General features: G+C 72.3%; 15 protein-coding genes and 1 pseudogene. 2 read left to right on the top strand and 14 right to left on the bottom strand.

Features of this window, described 5'->3' with window-relative positions; all coding sequences use genetic code 11:
• Positions 1-108: 108 nt before the first annotated feature.
• The 5 genes from CFRA_RS01530 to CFRA_RS01510 form a co-directional block, all read right to left on the bottom strand.
• Positions 109-1,893 (bottom strand): bifunctional uroporphyrinogen-III C-methyltransferase/uroporphyrinogen-III synthase, encoded by a 1,785-nt coding sequence (locus CFRA_RS01530; RefSeq protein ID WP_425429716.1) that lies wholly within the window; start codon positions 1,891-1,893, stop codon positions 109-111.
• Between the two features lie 482 nt (positions 1,894-2,375).
• The gene (locus CFRA_RS01525) at positions 2,376-2,798 is read right to left on the bottom strand and encodes a hypothetical protein (protein ID WP_075663154.1); all 423 of its coding nucleotides are present in this window, start codon (positions 2,796-2,798) and stop codon (positions 2,376-2,378) included.
• 18 nt (positions 2,799-2,816) lie between these two features.
• Positions 2,817-3,734: a hydroxymethylbilane synthase gene (hemC, locus tag CFRA_RS01520; RefSeq protein ID WP_075663153.1), complete on the bottom strand. Its 918-nt coding sequence runs from the start codon at positions 3,732-3,734 to the stop codon at positions 2,817-2,819.
• Positions 3,731-5,203, bottom strand: coding sequence for a glutamyl-tRNA reductase (locus CFRA_RS01515; RefSeq protein ID WP_083666996.1), 1,473 nt, complete (start codon positions 5,201-5,203; stop codon positions 3,731-3,733). Before CFRA_RS01515 ends, hemC begins: the two co-directional genes overlap by 4 nt.
• 157 nt (positions 5,204-5,360) lie before the next feature.
• Positions 5,361-5,579, bottom strand: a complete 219-nt coding sequence (locus CFRA_RS01510) for a glutaredoxin family protein (RefSeq protein WP_075664795.1) — start codon at positions 5,577-5,579, stop codon at positions 5,361-5,363.
• 415 nt (positions 5,580-5,994) lie between these two features.
• On the opposite strand from CFRA_RS01510, the gene CFRA_RS01505 reads away from it, so the two are divergent.
• Complete coding sequence (locus tag CFRA_RS01505) at positions 5,995-7,050, top strand: HAD-IB family hydrolase (RefSeq protein ID WP_075663152.1); 1,056 nt, start codon at positions 5,995-5,997, stop codon at positions 7,048-7,050.
• A gap of 186 nt (positions 7,051-7,236) precedes the next feature.
• Here CFRA_RS01505 and CFRA_RS01500 read toward each other — a convergent pair whose 3' ends face one another.
• From CFRA_RS01500 to CFRA_RS01480, 5 genes are all read right to left on the bottom strand, one after another.
• On the bottom strand, positions 7,237-7,338 hold the full coding sequence (locus CFRA_RS01500) for a 30S ribosomal protein bS22 (RefSeq protein ID WP_075663151.1): 102 nt from the start codon (positions 7,336-7,338) through the stop codon (positions 7,237-7,239).
• A 183-nt stretch (positions 7,339-7,521) separates the two neighbouring features.
• A complete protein-coding gene (locus tag CFRA_RS01495) occupies positions 7,522-7,713 on the bottom strand; it encodes a helix-turn-helix domain-containing protein (RefSeq protein WP_075663150.1) in 192 nt (63 codons plus the stop codon).
• A 358-nt stretch (positions 7,714-8,071) separates the two neighbouring features.
• Positions 8,072-8,914 carry a pyrroline-5-carboxylate reductase gene (gene proC / locus CFRA_RS01490; RefSeq protein WP_075663149.1) on the bottom strand — a complete coding sequence of 281 codons (843 nt, stop codon included), beginning with the start codon at positions 8,912-8,914 and terminating at the stop codon, positions 8,072-8,074.
• A 413-nt stretch (positions 8,915-9,327) separates the two neighbouring features.
• Complete coding sequence (locus CFRA_RS01485; RefSeq protein ID WP_075663148.1) at positions 9,328-10,551, bottom strand: hypothetical protein; 1,224 nt, start codon at positions 10,549-10,551, stop codon at positions 9,328-9,330.
• Between the two features lie 11 nt (positions 10,552-10,562).
• On the bottom strand, positions 10,563-11,492 hold the full coding sequence (locus tag CFRA_RS01480; RefSeq protein ID WP_075664794.1) for a Ppx/GppA family phosphatase: 930 nt from the start codon (positions 11,490-11,492) through the stop codon (positions 10,563-10,565).
• Between the two features lie 34 nt (positions 11,493-11,526).
• Between CFRA_RS01480 and CFRA_RS01475 the strand changes: the two genes are divergently transcribed.
• Positions 11,527-12,477 (top strand): DUF3109 family protein, encoded by a 951-nt coding sequence (locus CFRA_RS01475; RefSeq protein WP_075663147.1) that lies wholly within the window; start codon positions 11,527-11,529, stop codon positions 12,475-12,477.
• A gap of 414 nt (positions 12,478-12,891) precedes the next feature.
• On the opposite strand, the gene CFRA_RS01470 is transcribed toward CFRA_RS01475, so the two are convergent.
• From CFRA_RS01470 to mshA, 4 genes and pseudogenes are all read right to left on the bottom strand, one after another.
• Positions 12,892-13,584 carry a response regulator transcription factor gene (locus CFRA_RS01470; RefSeq protein WP_075663146.1) on the bottom strand — a complete coding sequence of 231 codons (693 nt, stop codon included), beginning with the start codon at positions 13,582-13,584 and terminating at the stop codon, positions 12,892-12,894.
• Positions 13,585-13,946: 362 nt separating this feature from the next.
• Positions 13,947-15,194: pseudogene (locus tag CFRA_RS01460) on the bottom strand (sensor histidine kinase); the annotation flags it as partial.
• A gap of 16 nt (positions 15,195-15,210) precedes the next feature.
• Positions 15,211-15,954 carry a phosphoglyceromutase gene (locus CFRA_RS01455; RefSeq protein ID WP_075663145.1) on the bottom strand — a complete coding sequence of 248 codons (744 nt, stop codon included), beginning with the start codon at positions 15,952-15,954 and terminating at the stop codon, positions 15,211-15,213.
• Between the two features lie 403 nt (positions 15,955-16,357).
• Positions 16,358-17,620, bottom strand: coding sequence for a D-inositol-3-phosphate glycosyltransferase (mshA, locus tag CFRA_RS01450; protein WP_075663144.1), 1,263 nt, complete (start codon positions 17,618-17,620; stop codon positions 16,358-16,360).
• Positions 17,621-17,719 lie beyond the last annotated feature (99 nt).

Raw genomic sequence — 17,719 nt, 5'->3', positions numbered from 1 at the left:
GTGAAAGGCGCCTTCTTTCTCGGGTTCTCTGCCTTGCTTACCCGACCATCTTAGGTACTCCCCCGCGGCGCGGCCGGGCGGGGCGTTTCCGCCCCGGCCCCGGGCGTCCTATTTCCCGGAGTTCTTGCCCGAGTCCTTCCCCGAGCCCTTCCCCGTGCTTTCCGACGCGTCGTGCGACGCGCCCTTGGCGGAGCCCTTCGCCGGGGAGTGCGACGAACCCTGCGAGGCGGCGCGCTTGCGGCTGCGGCGCTTCTTGCGCGGCGGCGGCAGCTTGCGCGCGGCGCGCAGCGCGGCGACGTGGTCGGCCAGCGAGTCGACCAGGTGCGGGATGTCGGCGACCTCCGGCACGACGTCGACGCGCAGCCCCTGCTCGCGCACGGCCTGCGCCGTGGACGGGCCGATCGCCGCGATGACGGTGCGCTGGTGCGGCTTGCCGGCGATGCCGACGAGGTTCTTCACCGTCGACGGCGAGGTGAAGCACACCGCGTCGAAGCCGCCGGACTTGATCATGTCGCGGATGTCCGCGCTCGGCGGCGCGGCGCGCACGGTGCGGTAGGCGACGACGTCGTCGACCTCCCAGCCGAGGCCCTCGAGGCCCTCGACGAGGGTGTCGGCGGCGATGTCGGCGCGCGGCAGCAGCACGCGGCCGACCGGGTCGAGGTCCTCGACGTACTCCGGGAAGACGTCGACGAGGCCGAGCGCGTTCTGCTTGGTCGCCGGGGGCACGACCTCGGGGGCCAGGCCCTGCACGCGCAGCGCCTCGGCGGTCTTGCGGCCGACGGCGCCGAGGTGGATGCCGGCGAAGGCGCGGGCGTCGAGCCCGAACTCGGAGATCTTGCGCCACACGGCGTTGACCGCGTTGACGGAGGTGAAGATCACCCACTGGTAGCGGCCCTCGACGATGCCCTTGATCGCGCGCTCCATCTGGTTGGGGTTGCGCGGCGGCTCCAGGGAGATCGTCGGCACCTCCTGCGGGATCGCGCCGTGCGAGGCCAGGCGCGCGCTCATCGGCGCGGCCTGCGACTTCGCGCGCGGCACCAGCACCCGCCAGCCGTAGAGCGGGCGGTTCTCCCACCAGGAGTACTTCGAGCGCGAGTCGACGGCGGTGCCCAGAGTCACCACGAGCTGGCCGTCGAGCTCGGTGTCGAGGCGGCCGAGGGTGCCCAGGGTGGCGTCGACGGTGCGCTGCAGCCGGGTGGTGCCGTTGACCGTGACCGAGGCGGGCATCGCCGCGGGCAGGCCGCGGTCGAGCAGCTGCTCGGCGATGGTGGGCAGGTCCTCGCGGGTGGCCTGCAGCACGAGGGGCTGCGGCGCGGAGGCCAGCTGGTCCCAGTCGACGTCGCCGTCGGTGACGTCGGTCTCGGTGAAGGTGGAGCCCAGGGCGATGCCCGCGTAGGCCGGCACCGTCGAGGGCAGCGACATGCCGGGCACGACCTGGAAGTCGGCGTCGGCGGCGGCCACGGCGTTGATCTCGGCGAGCACGCCTTCGCGCGAGAGCGGGTTGCCGGCGACGAGGCGCACGACGTTCTCGCCCTCGACGGTCAGCTCGACGAGCCGCTTGGCGACGTCCCGGGGGTCGTCGCAGGCGAGCTCCTCCACCTCGGCGGCCGTGGGCGGCGCCGGGCGCGGCGGGCGGCGGCGGGCGCCGCCCGCCTTGGTCTCCTCGACGAGGCGCTTGTAGGCCTCCTCGGCGGCGTCGATCTTCTCCTGCGGGACGGGCAGCGCGCTCGCGACGACCGCGCGCACGCCGTCGAGGACCTCGGGTTCCACCAGCGCGGTGGCCGTGTGGGCGAGCACCTCGCGGGCGCGGACGGTCAGCAGGTCGGAGTTGCCTGGGCCGGCGCCGACGAAGACGACCGTGCCCCGGGGCTGGGGGGACTCCTGCTGGGCCATGCTCATGTACTTCTTTTCTCGCTCGCGGACGGGGACCGGGCACCGGGTGCGGGACGCCTCGTCCGCCGCGGCCGGCGGGCGGCGCGACGGGTGCCCTCCACCCCACGGACCGCGTCTCCGGGGTGCGTGTGTCGGGCGTCCCCGTGATGGGCAGTAGTACGGCCCGCCGGTTCGACGGGCCGTAAGAGGCGACCCCGTGGGCCGCCGCTCCATCACTATGTGGTATACACACCATAATTTAGCGGGCGGCAAATGAAAAACCGTCGCCCGCGGGCGGCCCGGCTTTTCCTTATTATCTGGTCCGCTTTCCGACGTCCCCGTGGTCGCCGTCGGCGGGGCCGTCACCGTCTGCGCCGCGGGCGCGCGGGCGCCCGTGACACCGTGGGCGCGGGGGTCGTTCCGTGGGAGCCGACGGACCGGGCGGCTCATTGGTCGGCGTCTTCGGCGGTGGAGTCGCCATGGGCGCCGGCGGACGGGCCGGCCTATTCTTCGCCGCCGTCTGTGTCAGCATCCGGGTCGGTGAGGCCGGCGAGCTCGCGCAGGCGCTGCGCGTACTCCTCGGCGTCCGGGGTGGACACGACGATGCGGCCGACCGTGACTCCCTCGAGATCGACGGCGACCCCGGGGCGCGGGCGTCCGGTGGTGCCGTGGCAGACGGCGAAGACGGGGCCGGCGTCGGGGGCGTCGGGCGCGTCGAAGGTGCCCGTGACGGTCACCCCGCGGATGCGGGTGGCGGGCACGCGCTCGCCGCGGGCGACGGCCGGGTCGGCGAAGACGTCCTCGAGGACCTCCACCCCGGTCACGGCGCGCAGCGGCACGCTCAGGTCCGAGCGGTGCGCGGCGAGTTTCTCCCACCACTCCAGCTCGACGGTCAGTCTCCGGTCGGTGATCTCCAGGCGGGCCACGGCGTCACTCCCCCACCGTCACTCGGTGCCGAGGAGCTCGGCGGCCCCGTCGGCGAAGAGGCGCTCGGCGAGCTGCTCGCCGAGGGCGCGCGCGGTGCGCGGGTCGGCCTCGGCCTCCCCCTCGGCGCGCAGGGAGCGCGAGCCGTCGAGGGCGAAGACCCCGGCCTTCAGGTGCACACGGTCGCCGTCGATGACGGCGTGGGCGGCCACCGGCGCGGTGCAGCCGGCCTCGAGGCGGGCGAGCACGCCGCGCTCCGCGAAGGCCGCGACGGTGGACTCGCGGCAGATCAGGGAGTCGACCGCGGCGCGGGTGTCCTCGTCGTCGGCGCGGCACTCGACGGCCAGCGCGCCCTGGGCGGGCGCGGGCATGACCCGCTCGGTGTCGAAGACCTCGGTGGCGCGCTCGCCCTGCCCCATGCGGACCAGGCCAGCGTAGGCGAGGACGACGGCGTCGAGCTCACCGGAGGTGACCTTGCCCATGCGGGTGTCGATGTTGCCGCGCAGCGGGCGGATGTCCAGGTCGGGGCGGTGCACCTTGAGCTGGGAGATGCGCCGCGGCGCGCCGGTGCCGACCTTCGCGCCCTCGGGCAGGGTGTCCAGGGTCAGCCCGTCGCGGGCGATGAGCGCCTCGCGCGGGTCCTCGCGGCGCGGGACCACCAGGTGGAAACGCTCGTCGGGGGCCGTCGGCAGGTCCTTGTGGGAGTGCACGGCGATGTCGCACTCGCCGCCGGCCAGCGCGGCGCGCAGCCGCTGGGTGAACACGCCCACGCCGATGCGCTCGACGGGGGCCATGTTGACGTCACCGTGCGTGGTGACGATGTGGAGCTCGGCGTCCCACCCCGCCTCCGTCAGGTCATCGCGGACGTGGCCGGCCTGCGTGGTGGCCAGGCCGCTGCCCCGGGTACCGATCTGGAGGATGTGGTGGTCGTCGCTCATGCAGTCTCCTTGCGTTCGGCGTGCCGGCCCTCCTCGTCGGGCCGGCTGCGGAAGTCGCCGGCGGGCAGGTGCGCGGCGGGCACCGCGACGCTGCGGTCGGCGTCACCCGCGTAGTCTAGCCCGAACAGTTCCTGCAGGGCGGTGTCGTAGGAGACCGTCCCGGACTCGACGGCGAGCTGCTTGACGCGCACCGTCGGCTGGTGCAGCAGCTTGTCCACGACGCGGTGCACCGCGCGCGAGGCCGCCGAGAACTCGTCGTCCGTCAGCTCCGGGGCGCGGTTGCGCAGGCGCTTCAGCTCGGCCTCGGCCAGCTCGTTGGCGTGGCGGCGCAGGGCTGCCACGGCGGGCACGACGTCGCGCACGCGCTGCTCGGAGGAGAAGGAGCGCAGCTCCTCGGCGATGATTGCCTCGGCCTCGCGGCGGGCGTCGGACTTCTCGTCCTCGGTGTCGCGGGCGGCGCGCAGGCCCTCGATGTTGATCAGGCCGGCGTTGCGGCAGTCCGCCACGCCCGGGTCGATGTCGCGCGGCATGGACAGATCCACGAGCACGAGCTCGCGGCCGGCGGCGTCGACGTCGTCGCGGGTGACGGTGAAGGTGCCGGCGCCCGTGGCGGAGACGACCAGGTCGACGCCGGGCAGGGCGGCGGCGCGGTCGGCGAAGTCGACGACCTCGGCGGCGACCCCGGCCTGGCGGGAGTGCTCGGCGAGGCGCTCGGCGCGCATCCGGGTGCGGTTGGCGATGACCAGGGAGTCGACGCCGAGACGGCCCAGGTGGGTCGCAGCCAGCGAGGCCATGGCCCCGGCGCCGAGCACGAGGGCGCGGCGCCCGACCAGCGGGCGCTCGGCGCCGGCCGGGTCAGCGCCGGCGCCTGCGGCGTCCCCACCGGCGACGGCGCCGTCGGCGTCTGCGGCGCCCACCGGGACGTCGTCAATCGCGGGCAGGATGTCCAGGGCGTGGTCGAGCGCGTAGGTGACCATGGAGGCCCCGGCGTCGTCGATCGCGGTCTCGGAGTGGACGCGCTTGCCGGCGTGCAGCGAGGCCTGCGCCAGGGAGTGCAGGCGCGGGCCGACGCTGCCGGCCTCGGCGGCGTCCTGGTAGGCGGCGCGGACCTGGCCGATGATCTGCTGCTCGCCGGTGACCATGGAGTCCAGGCCGGCGGTGACGGTCATGACGTGCTCGGCGGCGGCGTCGCCGTAGCGGACGTAGAGGTAGCTGCGCAGGGTCTCCAGGTCGACGCCGGAGACGTCGTGGAGCATGTTGAAGATGTCCTGCACGCCCTTGTGGAAGCCGCTGGTCACGGCGTAGACCTCGAACCGGTTGCAGGTCGAGACGATCATCGCCTCAGAGACCGACGGGCCGTCGAGGAGCTCCTCGGCGGCGGAGTGCTTGGTCTCCGTGTCCATGCTCAGCCGCTCGAGAAGGGACACGGGCGCGGACCGGTGGGACATTCCGACCACGAGCACGCTCACGTTTAACTCACCGCTTTCCTGGGCCGCCTGCTCCACCGCCGACGCCCGGCCGGTGCGCGTCTCCGACGGCTCCTCCACCCCCACGCGCGCGAGGGCTCCGCCCCGCACACGATAGGTAAATCAATCCAATGGTTTAAATTTTAATAGGCCGGAGAGGCTAGGACAACAAAGCTCGGCCTAACTCGTCGTTGTCCACTTCCCAGGCGGCGAACTCCTCGCCGTCGAGCACCACGACCGGCACCCGGTCGCCGTACTCCTGCGCCAGCTCCGGGTCGGCGTCGACGTCCCGGACGGCCAGCCAGGCCCCGGCTCCGGCGACGACGTCGCGGATCTGGTCGAGCACCCGCAGGCACGAACCGCAGCCGGCCCGGACCATGAGTTCCACCCGGTGGTCGTTCACCCGCGCGCCTCCTCGCGGCGCCCGCGGCGCCCCTCGAACCTGAAAGTCAGACATTCAATAATTACCACCCCCGCCGGGCGAACGCAGAGTGAGGCCGACCTATCCCACAACCCGCGAGCAGCAGGGAAAACGCCCGGTCGGCGCACCCCCGTGGGCGGCGCGGGGCGCGGCCGCGCACACGCACGGACGCCGCACGTGCCGCGCACCCGGGGGCGACGGGACGTCGGCAAGCGCACACGGTCTCGACGCGCGCGGCCGGGCCCGTGCGGCCTACGATGGTGGGGTCCGACGACCGCCGCGAGGCCGGTCGCCACCGCGCGGCGCCGCCCGTCCGAGGCCGCCGCGCGCCCGCAGCCCCGACCCGCCGACCCGCCGCAGAAAGGCGCCGAACGTGACATCCCAGGTCCCGCCCCGCTTTCCGGGCAATCCGAGGGACTTTCTCGCCCAGTGGTCCGCCAGCCGGGGAAATCTGCGCAACTTCCTGGAGACCACCGCACTGCCCCCGCTCGACGACGCCGCCCAGCAGACCGCCGGCGAGGCCGCGGCCGCCGCGGCCGTGCGCGAGGTCTTCGGCATCGACCTCGAGGAGTTCGAGCTCGGCGTCGAGTCCGTCTCCGGGTCGATCAAGGCCGCCGGCGGGCTGAAGGTCTCGCCCGCGGACCCCGACATCCCCCAGGAGCCGGGCGTGGCCGCCTTCTTCGACGTGGACAACACGCTGATCCAGGGCTCCTCGCTCATCGCCTTCGCGATGGGCCTGGCGCGCAAGCGCTTCTTCACGCTCGGCGAGATCGCCTCGATCGGCTGGAAGCAGCTGAAGTTCCGGCTGACCGGCTCCGAGAACGCCGACGACGTCGCCGAGGGCCGCGCGATGGCGCTCGAGATCATCAAGGGCCGGCCCGTCGACGAGATCGTCGCGCTGTGCGAGGAGATCGTCGAGAACAGCATGCAGCAGCGCGCCTTCCCCGGCACCCGCGACCTGGCCGACATGCACCTGGCCGCCGGCCAGCAGGTCTGGCTGGTCTCGGCCACCCCGGTGCAGCTCGCGCAGATCCTCGCGCGCCGCTTCGGGTTCACCGGGGCGCTCGGCACCGTCGCCGAGGTCGAGGACGGCCGCTTCACCGGCCGGCTCGTCGGCGACATCCTCCACGGGCCCGGCAAGAAGCACGCGGTCGCCGCGCTGGCGGCCATCGAGCACCTCGACCTCGAGCGGTGCACGGCCTACTCCGACTCGGTCAACGACATCCCGATGCTGTCGATGGTGGGCACACCGGTGGCGGTCAACCCGGACCGCAAGCTGCTCGCCGAGGCGCACGCGCGCGGCTGGCAGGTGCGCGACTACCGCAGCCTGCGTAAGGCGGTGCGCACCTACGGGCTGCCGAGCCTGTTCACCGCCGCGTTCAGCATCGCCGGGTGGCGGCTGCGACGCCGCTGGCGGCGAAGGGGGTAGGACCGGCGCGGGCCGGGGCTGTCGCCGTGCGGAGACGCCGCACGGAGCCGCCCGTCGGCCTCACGGCGGGCCGGGGCTGTCGCCGGCACCCTGCCCCACGGTCCGAGCCCCCTCAGACACGACGACGGCGCCGCCGCCACCGGGATGATCCGGGGCGAACGGCGCCGAGAGGCCGTGCGGGCGCGCTTACTTGCCGAGCTTGCGACGCTGCACGCGGGTACGACGCAGCATCTTGCGGTGCTTCTTCTTCGACATGCGCTTGCGGCGCCACTTGGTCACGGAACCCATGGGGCTTTTCCTCACTTCGTTTGACGATGTTCTCTGCCTGTGCCGCGCCGGGCCGACGGCGGAGACGGCGGGCGACACGAATGCGGTCCAGTGTAGCGGCAGGTCGCCCTGCAACCAAAAGGACCCCGGGCGCCACGGCGCCCGGCGGGCGTCGCGGCTCCCGGGGTCGGGGACCTGTCGGGGCTAACCGGCGTCGTAGAACGACGCCTCGAGGTACTCGTTGACGGCCGACTCGTGGACCCGGAAGGAGCGCCCGACGCGGACGGCGGGCAGCTCGCCGGAGTGCACGAGACGGTAGACCGTCATCTTGGAGACACGCATGATCTCCGCGACCTCGGCGACCGTCAGGAAGGTCCCTTTATCTTCATTGGCCATAAAATTACCTAACCCTTCAGCAAGTGACGCGCTGCAGGCTTCCCCTCCCGCAGAACGAACACGCACGTGCTCGGCCAAGCTTAGCGTGAACGGTGTTACTCGTGCGACCCACGTGCAAGAAAAAATTCTCTGCGCTGGGAGTGACCCACGATTGCGGATGGGACCGCTCCCCCCGGCCGGGGTGGATCGAAGAGAAGCGCCCGGGGACTCCCCGGGCGCCCCTCCGGGCGCGGTAAGCGGCGTTTTGCGCGGCGTTGAGCGCGGCGTTTTGCGCGACGTCGGGAGCGGCGTTGAGAGCAAACGTGGCGCGCGGCCGTACGCGCCGCTCAGCGCCCCACGGCGCGCGGCGCAAGGAGAACTACTCCTCGCCGCTCCCCTCGTCCTCCTCGTCGACGGCGCCGAGCTCCGCGGAGCGGCGCGCGCAGGCCTCGGTCGCGCGGAAGAACATGCCGCGCAGGCCGGACTCCTCGAGCTGGCGCAGGGCGGCGACGGTGGTGCCGGCCGGCGAGGAGACGGCGGCGCGCAGGTCGGCCGGGTCGGCGCCCTCCTGCTCGAGCATCGCGCCGGCGCCCGCGACGGAGCCGGCGGCCAGCTGGGTGGCGACCTCGCGGCGCAGGCCCAGCGAGACGCCCGCGTCGACGAGCGCCTCGGCGACCAGGAAGAGGTAGGCGGGCGCGGAGCCGGCCAGCGCGGTGACGGCGTCCATGTCGGACTCGGCGACGCGCACGACGTCGCCGACCGAGGAGAGCAGCTCGGCGACTGCGTCGGCGGCCTCGTCGTCGACGTAGCGACCCGCGGCGATGGCGCTGACGCCCTTGCCCACTGTCATCGGGGTGTTCGGCATGACGCGCACCACGGCGGCACCGGCGCCCATGGCGGCCTCGAGGGCGCCGAGGGTCACGCCGGCGGCCATGGAGGCAACGGTCGAGGTCGGCTCGTTGTCGTTGACGGTCTCCGCGATCTCCTCGGCGACGGCGAGGGTCTTGTCCGGCTTGACGCACAGGAAGACGATCTCGGCGCCGGTGGCGGCCTCGGAGTTGTCGGTCACGGCGGTCACCCCGTACCGCTCGGTGAGCTCCGCGGAGCGCTCCTCGCGCCGGTTGGAGACGGTCACGTTCGCGGGGTCGACACCCGCCGCGGTCAGGCCGGCGACGAGGGCCTCGCCGATCTTCCCGCAGCCGATAACAGCGATTGAAGTCATGCGCACAAGGGTGCCACTACGCACCGCGCAACTCCACCCGAGCGTGCGACCTGCGGCGATGCGCGTCTCCACCGCGATTGACGACGTCCCGTCCCACCCCGTGCGCGCTCCCGCGCCGTCCGTGCGTGGACCGGCGGCGTGCGCCGCCGGATGGACGCCATGGGCTGGGCTCGCACACTCCCCGTGGCACGCGGAGCCCTCGCCTGTAGTTGGACGCGGTACCCTCGCCCGTCGTGGCACACGGTGCCCTCGCCAGTAGTGGGACGCGGTGCCTGGGCCCGTCGTGGCACACGGTGCCCTCGCCAGTAGTGGGACGCGGTGCCTGGGCCCGCCGGAGACGGCGAAACCCGGCCGCCCCGTAAGTGGGGCGACCGGGTCTCGGCGCCGGGACCGGCGGACCGGTCGGCGGATGATCAGATGATCATCGGCAGGTACGGCCCGAAGGTCATCAGCAGGCCGACGACGGCGGCCAGGCCCATGCTCAGCCCGTCGCGGGCGGTGCGCAGGGCGTGGACGACGCCGACGAGGACGGCCGTGACGGCCAGGGCGAGCACGGCGACCAGGATGCGCGAGAGGCCGGACTCCCAGAGCTGCTGGAAGCCCAGGAAGACGATCGCGCCGACGACGATGCCGAGGACCGCGAGGATGATCACGGAGCCGATGCCGCCGGAGGTCTCCTCGTCGTCTTCGTCGTATTCCGCATCGTCGTATTCCGCATCGTCGTAGTCGGCCGAGTCGTGGTCGGCCGGGTCGCGGTCGTCGGCGCCGTCGAGCTCGGTGGTGTGGTCCGAGGTGTCCTCGACACGGGCGAGCTCGCCGGTCTCGGAGTCGCTCGGCGCGGGGGTGTCCGTGGCGTCCGCGGCGGTCGAGCCGGTGGCGCCGGCGGCCGCAGCCGTGGCGGTGCCGGCGGCGGCACCCTTCGCGGCACTGCCGGCGCCGGAGGTCTTCCCGTCGGCCTCCGGCTTGGCGATCTTCACGGAGTCGGAGGCCCGCTTCTCAGCGGCGTCCTTCTTCGCGGCGGCCTTGTCGGCCGTGGCCTTGTCAGCCTTGTCCTTCTCAGACTTGGCCTTCTCGGCCGTGACCTGATCCACGGCCTTCTTCTCGGCCGCCTTCTTGTCCGCTGCAGCCTTTTCGGCGGCCTTCTTCTCGGCCTCCGCCTTCTCCTTGGCGCGCTTCTCAGCGGCGGCCTTCTCAGCCGCCTTCTTGTCAGCCTCGGCCTTCTCGGCATTCGCCTTGTCGGCGGCCTTCTTCTCCGCCTCAGCCTTGTCGGCGGCCCTCTTTTCCGCCGCCTTCTTTTCAGCGGCCCGCTTCTCGGCGGCCGCCTTCTTCTCGGCCTCGGCGCTCTTCCCGGCCGCGGCGGTCTGCGCCGCCTTCTTCTCGGCGTCGTCGGAGGCCTTGCGGGCGGGCGAGGCCGGCGCGTCGATCGGCACCGAGGAGTGCCGCGACTCGACGGGCTTCTCGCGGACACGCGGCATGTTGCCGGTCAGCTCCGCGACCGAGATGCCGCCCTCCTCGAGGCTGCGGCGGTGGCGCCGCCGGCGGGACTTGGATCCCGAGCCGGACCCGTCGCCGGAGCGGGAGAGAAGCTCGGCAACGGTCAGCTGCTGCTTCCCCTCCTGGCTGTCCTTGTCGCTCATGGTGTCCCTTTCTATTCGAGGCCCTTGTCGATGCGCTGCAGGATGACACCCTCACGCAGCGCCCACGGGCAGATGTCGAGCTCCTCGAGGCCGAGGGCACGCATGGACGCCTCCGCGACCAGTGCACCGGCGACGATCTGGTGCGAACGGTCGGCGCTGACACCCTCGAGCTCCGCGCGGTCGCTGGCCGTCATGCGCGAGATGAACGCGATGAGCTGGCGCAGACCGGGGGCGGTGAGGGTGCGCTTGGTGAAGGGGCCGGCCGAGGACGGCGCGGCACCGGTGAGGCGGGCGAGCGTGCGGAAGGTCTTCGAGGTCGCCGCGGCGACGCGCGGCTCGCCGAAGGCGCGCATCATCTTCGCGGGCTCGGCGAGCTCGGCGTCGATGTAGTCGCGCAGCAGGTTGATCTTCTTGCGCTCGGGCGGATCGGTGTCGAACCACGCGTGGGTCAGGCGGCCGGCACCCAGGTCGAGCGAGTACGCCACGTCCGGGTGCTCGTCGGAGCCGGTGCTGATCTCGAGCGAGCCGCCGCCGATGTCGAGGTTGGCGATCCGCCCGGCCGACCAGCCGTACCAACGGCGCGCGGCGAGGAACGTCAGGCGCGCCTCGTCCTCGCCGGAGAGAATCTCGAGCGTGATGCCCGTCTTCTTGGCGACGTGCTCGATGACCTCCTTCTTGTTGGTCGCCGATCGCACGGCCGACGTGGCGAAGGGGATCACCTCGTCGCAGCCGAGCTGCTCGGAGAGCTCGGCGGCCTCGGAGACCGCCTTGGTCAGCTTCTTCAGCCCGCGCTCGTCGATCGCTCCGTCGTCGTCGACGAGCTCGACGAGCCGCAACGACGTCTTCCAGTCACTCATCGGGGTCGGCCGGCCACCGGCCGTCGCGTCGACCGCCACGAGGTGGACAGTATTGCTGCCCACGTCCAATACACCTAGTCGCACACCCATCAGGGTAGACGGTCTACCGTGGGCAGGTGTGAATCACCCGCAGTCGACCCCGGTGTTCCTCGGCTTCCCGGAGGCCTCCCCGGCCGGCCGCTCCATCACCGCCGGCCGTGAGGTGCCCCCGGACTTCGCCCGGGAGATCTACGAGTTCCCCGACCCCGAGGACCCCCAGCACGTCTTCTCCGTGGACCTGACCTGGGTCGAGTCCCACTGGGAGTGCGCCTTCGGCACCCCGGAGTGCCACGGCATCGACGCCGATCTCCCCGAGGTCGGCTGCTGCGTGCACGGCGCCTTCCTCAGCGACGAGGAGGACCGGGAGAATCTCGTCGAGCGTGTCGCGCAGATGCCGGCGCGCTTCTGGCAGCTGCGCCCCGACGACACCGACGACTGGCTGGCGGGCACCGGCGACTACGCCGGGGTCGCCGCCGAGGCCGAGATCGAGCCGTGGCTGGTCTGGGACGAGCTCGACGACGAGGACGGCGAGCCCGAGCCCGCCCTGAAGACGAAGGTCGTCGACGGCGCGTGCATCTTCGCCAACCGCGCGGGCTGGGCCACGGGCGCCGGCTGCGCGCTGCACCAGTGGGCCGTCTCGGAGGGCATCGACATCACCGAGGCCAAGCCCGAGGTCTGCTGGCAGGTTCCCTTCAACCGCGACGAGCGCTGGGTCACCCGCGACGACGGCCAGGAGATCCTGCGCACCGTCATCGGCGAGTACGAGCGCCGCACCTGGGGCGACGGCGGCGAGGACTTCGACTGGTGGTGCACGGGTGCGCCGCGTTGCCACACCGCCGACCGGCCCGTCTGGCAGCACCAGGAGTCGGAGCTGCGCGGGCTGATGGGCGACGCCGCCTACGAGCGGCTCGCCGAGCACTGCCGCGAGCGCGCCCGCCTGCGCGAGGCGGCCGCGGCCGGCGCCGCCGACCCGAGGGTCGCCTGGCCGGCGCACCCCGCCACCCGCGCCAACCTCGAGTCGCGCGGTTAGTCAGAGCCGGCCCTCCCTGCGAGGGCCCCGCCCGACACGGGGGACACCAACCGGTGCTCACCGACGCCCCTCCCCCGCGCCGCCAGCAGGCACCGTTCCCCGGCGGCGCCATGAGGCGCCGCCCCACGCAACTGGCCGCAGGTGCGCGCCACGGCGCGCTGCGGGACGTCGTCAATTGACGACGCCGCGCCCCACCCCGAGCGCGCGAAAGTCCCGCTCCGCCGGTCGGGCGGGCGGGACGGGGGCCGGCGGCGGACCGCCGGCGGATCAAGCGGCCACCAGAACAGGCCCGTGCGAGACCAGGCCGCAGCAAGGGCAGGCCCATTCGCGAGCAGGGCAGCCCTGGCGGGAGCACGCCGCCGCCAGAACAGGCCTGGCGGGAGCACGCCGCCGCCAGAACAGGCCCGTGCGGGATCAGGCCTCGAACTTGTAGCCCAGGCCGCGCACCGTGACGAGGTTGCGCGGGCGGGAGGGCACCTGCTCGATCTTCGAGCGCAGGCGCTTGACGTGCACGTCGAGGGTCTTGGTGTCGCCGACGTAGTCCGCGCCCCAGATGCGGTCGATCAGCTGGCCGCGGGTGAGCACGCGCCCGGCGTTGCGCAGCAGGTACTCGAGCAGGTCGAACTCCTTGAGCGGCATGTTGACCGGCTCGCCGTCGACGGTGACCGTGTGGCGCTCGACGTCCATGCGCACGCGGCCGACCTCGAGGACGCGCTCGGGCTCCTCCTCCGTCTCCTCGGTGTCCACGGCCTGGCGACGCAGGACGGCGCGGATGCGGGCGATCAGCTCGCGCGAGGAGTACGGCTTGGTCACGTAGTCGTCGGCGCCCAGCTCGAGGCCGACGACCTTGTCGATCTCGGAGTCGCGCGCGGTGACCATGATCACCGGCACGTTCGAGGTGGTGCGCAGCTGCTTGCACACGTCGGTGCCGGACATTCCCGGCAGCATCAGGTCGAGCAGGACGATGTCGATGTCGTTGGCCTCGAACTCCTCGAGGGCCGTCGGGCCGTCGCCGGCGATGACCGTCTCGAAGCCCTCCTTGTTCAGCAGGAAGGCCAGCGGATCCGCCAGTGACTCCTCGTCTTCGACGATGAGGATGGTGGTCATTGTGTCTTGTCCTTTCTCCTGGCGGTCACCCGCGAGACCGCCTTGCGCAGCGGTCCGTCGTCCTGCGGTTCACCACGGTTCTCCCGTCCGTCCCGGTCGTCGGGTCCGTCACGGTCGGCGCCGCCGGTCTGCCCGGCCCGGCTGGTCTGACCAGCCTGACCGGCTTTGCCGGCCTTGCCGGAGTGCCCGGCCCTGCCTGCACGGCCGGCGTGTCCGGCCTTGCCGGCCCTGTCGGACCTGCCGGCCTTGCCGGAGTGCCCGGCCCTGCCTGCACGGCCGGCGTGTCCGGCCTTGCCGGCCCTGTCGGACCTGCCGGCCTTGCCGGAGTGCCCGGCCTGACCGGTGGGACCGGTGTGACCGGTCCTGCCGGCCGCGGCCTGCCTCGCCTGGCGCCCCGGACGGTCCGGTCCGCCGACGACGTCCTCGGCCGCCGGGTGGTCCGGGTCCGCCGGGTCGGCGGAGTCCTCGGGACGGTAGATGGGAAGTTCCACGGTGAAGGTCGAACCCGTGCCCGGTTTCGACCACAGTCTTATGTTACCGCCGTGGTTGGCCACGACGTGTTTGACGATGGCCAGACCCAGTCCGGTGCCGCCCGTGGAGCGCGACCGGGCCTTGTCTACGCGGAAGAATCGCTCGAAGACGCGCTTCTGGTCCTCCGCGTCGATGCCGATGCCGCGGTCGGTCACGCGGATCTGGATGACGTCGCTGTCCACGATCTTCTGCGTCAGGGAGACCGGCATGGACTCCGAGGAGTAGTGGATCGCGTTGGAGACCAGGTTGGACACGGCGGTGACCAGCAGTGACTTGTCGCCGTTGACGTAGACGCCGGAGCGCTTGCCGCGGGTCAGGGTCATCTTGTGGTTCTCGGCGGCCAGCTGGTTGCGGGCGATGGCCTCGTCGACGACGGCGTCGACGGAGACGGGCTCCATCTCGGGCAGGGCCTCGGCGCCCTGCAGCTTGGACAGGCTGATCAGCTCGGTGATCAGATCCGACATGCGCAGCGCCTCGGTGTGCAGGCGTTTGCCGAAGTACTGGACCTGCTCGGGCTCCTCGGCGGACTCGGTGAGCGCCTCGGCGAGCAGCGCCATGCCGCCGACCGGGGTCTTGAGTTCGTGGGAGACGTTGGCCACGAAGTCGCGGCGGGCGTTCTCCATGCGCACGTTCTCGGACTCGTCGGTGCCGTAGACGATGGTGAAGCGGTCGTCGACCAGCGTCAGCGGCTTGACCACCACGCGCACCGAGGTCACGCGCGAGCCGGTGCGCCGCTCCGGAAGGTTGAGGTCGAGGGTGTGGGTCTCCTTGTCCTCGTAGGCGCGCAGCGCGAGCTCCCACACCTCGGGCAGCACGCTGCGTTCGTGGACGAGGCTCATCTCGTGGGCCCAGCCGTTGGAGAGCACCACCTCGCCCCCGCGGTCGAGGACGACTATGCCCGTCGGCGAGCCCTGGATCGCCAGGTGGAGCACCTGGCTGACGGTGGTGACCTGGTTCTCCTCGAGCGTGGCGGCCGAGCGGTAGCGCCGCAGACGCCTGCGCAGGAACGCCAGAAGTGGCGGGAGCAGCCCTGCGAGGGCCGCCCCCGCCACGAAAGCGAGGAGGATCTGCCAGGTCAAGGCGGAATTTATTCCGTTACTTACCCTGCGAGGCGACGGCGGCGGCGCCGGCGGCGGCGGCCTCGGGATCCAGGTAGGTGCCGCCCGGGTTGGCGACGGAGCCGTCCTCGTTGATCTCGTAGACCAGCGGCTGGCCGGTCGGGATGTTCAGGCCGGCGATGTCGTCGTCGGAGATGTTGTCCAGGTACTTGACCAGGGCGCGCAGGGAGTTACCGTGCGCGGCGACGAGGACCTGCTCGCCCTTGGCGGCGCGCGGCAGGATGTTGTCGGTGAAGTACGGGACGAAGCGGGCGACGACGTCCTTGAGGCACTCGGTCAGCGGGACCTGCGGCAGGTTGTAGTAGCGCGGGTCGCCGACCTGGGAGTACTCGTTGTCGGCGTCGATCTCCGGCGGCGGGGTGCCGTAGGAGCGGCGCCACTCCATGAACTGCTCCTCGCCGAACTTCTCGCGGATCTCGGCCTTGTTCAGGCCCTGCAGCTTGCCGTAGTGGCGCTCGTTGAGGCGCCAGTTGCGGATGACGGGGATCCAGTGGCGGTCGGCCGCGTCCAGCGCCAGGTTGGCGGTGGTGATCGCGCGGCGCAGCAGGGAGGTGTAGACGACGTCCGGCAGGACGCCCTTCTCCTTGAGGAGCTTGCCGCCGGCGATGGCCTCCTGGCGGCCCTTCTCGGTCAGGTTGACGTCGACCCAGCCGGTGAACTGGTTGGACTCGTTCCATTCGCTCTGGCCGTGCCGGAGCAGAATCAGCTTTCCGTTGCTCATGGCGACCATTCTGCCATGTTTTTGCCCGTCTCGCCGCCCACGGGTGCCCGACCGGGCACATTCGGACATTTACGACGCCGCGTCTGCCCCACCGCCGTGCCCGGCGCGCGCCGTGGGCGCTTTCCGACGCCCCCGCGGCACCCCCGCGGCGTTCCGCGCGGCGTCGGTGTGTCCGTACGGACGGGATCGGGCAATGCGGGAATTGTGCGGGGAACACGGCGGAGAGCACCGTTCATGCGCGCGGGGACGTGGCGACGGTCATCAACGTGGTCAAGTCGCTGGTCGAGCGCGTTCGTACGCGCGGGGACGTGGCCCGGCCAGGCGCACGGCGCGCGGCACGGGAACCGGGCACGGGCGTGGGGCGCGGCGTCGGAAATCACCGGCGGCGCCGGGAGTTGAACTTCTAGCCGGCGGCGTTGCGCTCCTGGCAGTCCGGCACGCCGCGGTTGACCAGCGGGCGGTAGACGTCGAGGAGCGCGGCGGCGCTGGCCGCCCAGGAGAACTCGGCGGCGTGGCCGACGGCAGCCTCGCCCATGCGGATGCGGCGCTCGTCGTCGTCGAGCAGCTCGCCGAGGGTGCGGGCCCAGTCGGCGGGGTCGTGACCGTCGACGAGCAGGCCCGTCTCCCCGTCCGCGACGGCGTAGGGCAGCCCGCCGACGCGCGCGGCGACGACCGGCGTGCCCGAGGCCTGCGCCTCGAGGGCGACCAGCCCGAAGGACTCGTTGTAGCTGGGCACGGCCACGACGTCGGCGGCGCGGTAGATGCCGACGAGCTCCTCCGGCGGGCGCGGGTCGAGGAAGCGGACCACGCCGGCCGCGCCGAGCTCCTCGGCCAGGCGGTGATACTGCTCCGTCGTCGCCCGCGCGCCCGAGGCCCCGCCGCAGACGAGCACCCGCAACGGGCGGTCGGGGCGTTCCGCGACCATTTCGGCGGCGGCGCGGATGAGCACCTGCGGGCCCTTGAACTCCTGGAGCCGGCCGACGAAGGCGACGACCTTCGCCTGCATCGGCACGCCGAGCTCGCGGCGGGCGCGCTCGGTGTTGCGGTCGGTGCCCGGGGTGTAGAGCTCGGTGTCCGCGCCCGGGGAGACGACGGCGATGTCGCGGCCCTGGGCGTCGTAGTGGGACATCAGGTCGCGCGCCTCCTCCTCGGTGTTGACCACCAGACAGTCGGCGTTGTCGACGATCTGCTGCTCACAGATGCGCCGCGCCTCGCTCTCCGCGGTGTCGCCCGCCGAGCGCGAGAGGTTCTTCACGGCCGCCAGGGTGTGCGCCGTGTGCACCTGCGGCACTCCCCACAGGTCGCGCAGCAGCCAGCCGACCTGCCCCGAGAGCCAGTAGTGCGAGTGGATCAGGTCGTAGCTCAGCCCCTCGCACCGGGCGTGGGCGAGCACGCCGCCGGTGAAGGCCGCCAGCTGCGTCGACAGCTCCTCCTTCGCCAGACCCTCGTAGGGCCCGGCGACGACGTTGACCACGGCGTAGTTGTCCTCGACGTGGACGACCTCGCCCTGGCTCGGCCGGGTCGCTCGCGTGTAGACGTCGACCTGCACGCCCTTGCGCGCGAGCTCGCGGGCCGTGGCGTGGACGTAGACGTTCATGCCGCCGGCGTCGCCCGTGCCCGGCTGCTCGAGAGGGGAGGTGTGCATGGAGATGATCGCGACGCGCATGCGTTCATCGTACGACCGTTCGCGGGGCGGGGACGGGGAGTGCGCACCCCCTCGGGCTGAAGACCACGCGGGGTCACGCTTATACTCGGGGAAACAAGA

The organism is Corynebacterium frankenforstense DSM 45800 (genome assembly GCF_001941485.1).
GTDB lineage: Bacteria > Actinomycetota > Actinomycetes > Mycobacteriales > Mycobacteriaceae > Corynebacterium > Corynebacterium frankenforstense.
The sequence above is the reverse complement of the archived record's forward strand: the minus strand, read 5'-3'. Positions and strand labels throughout refer to the sequence as shown.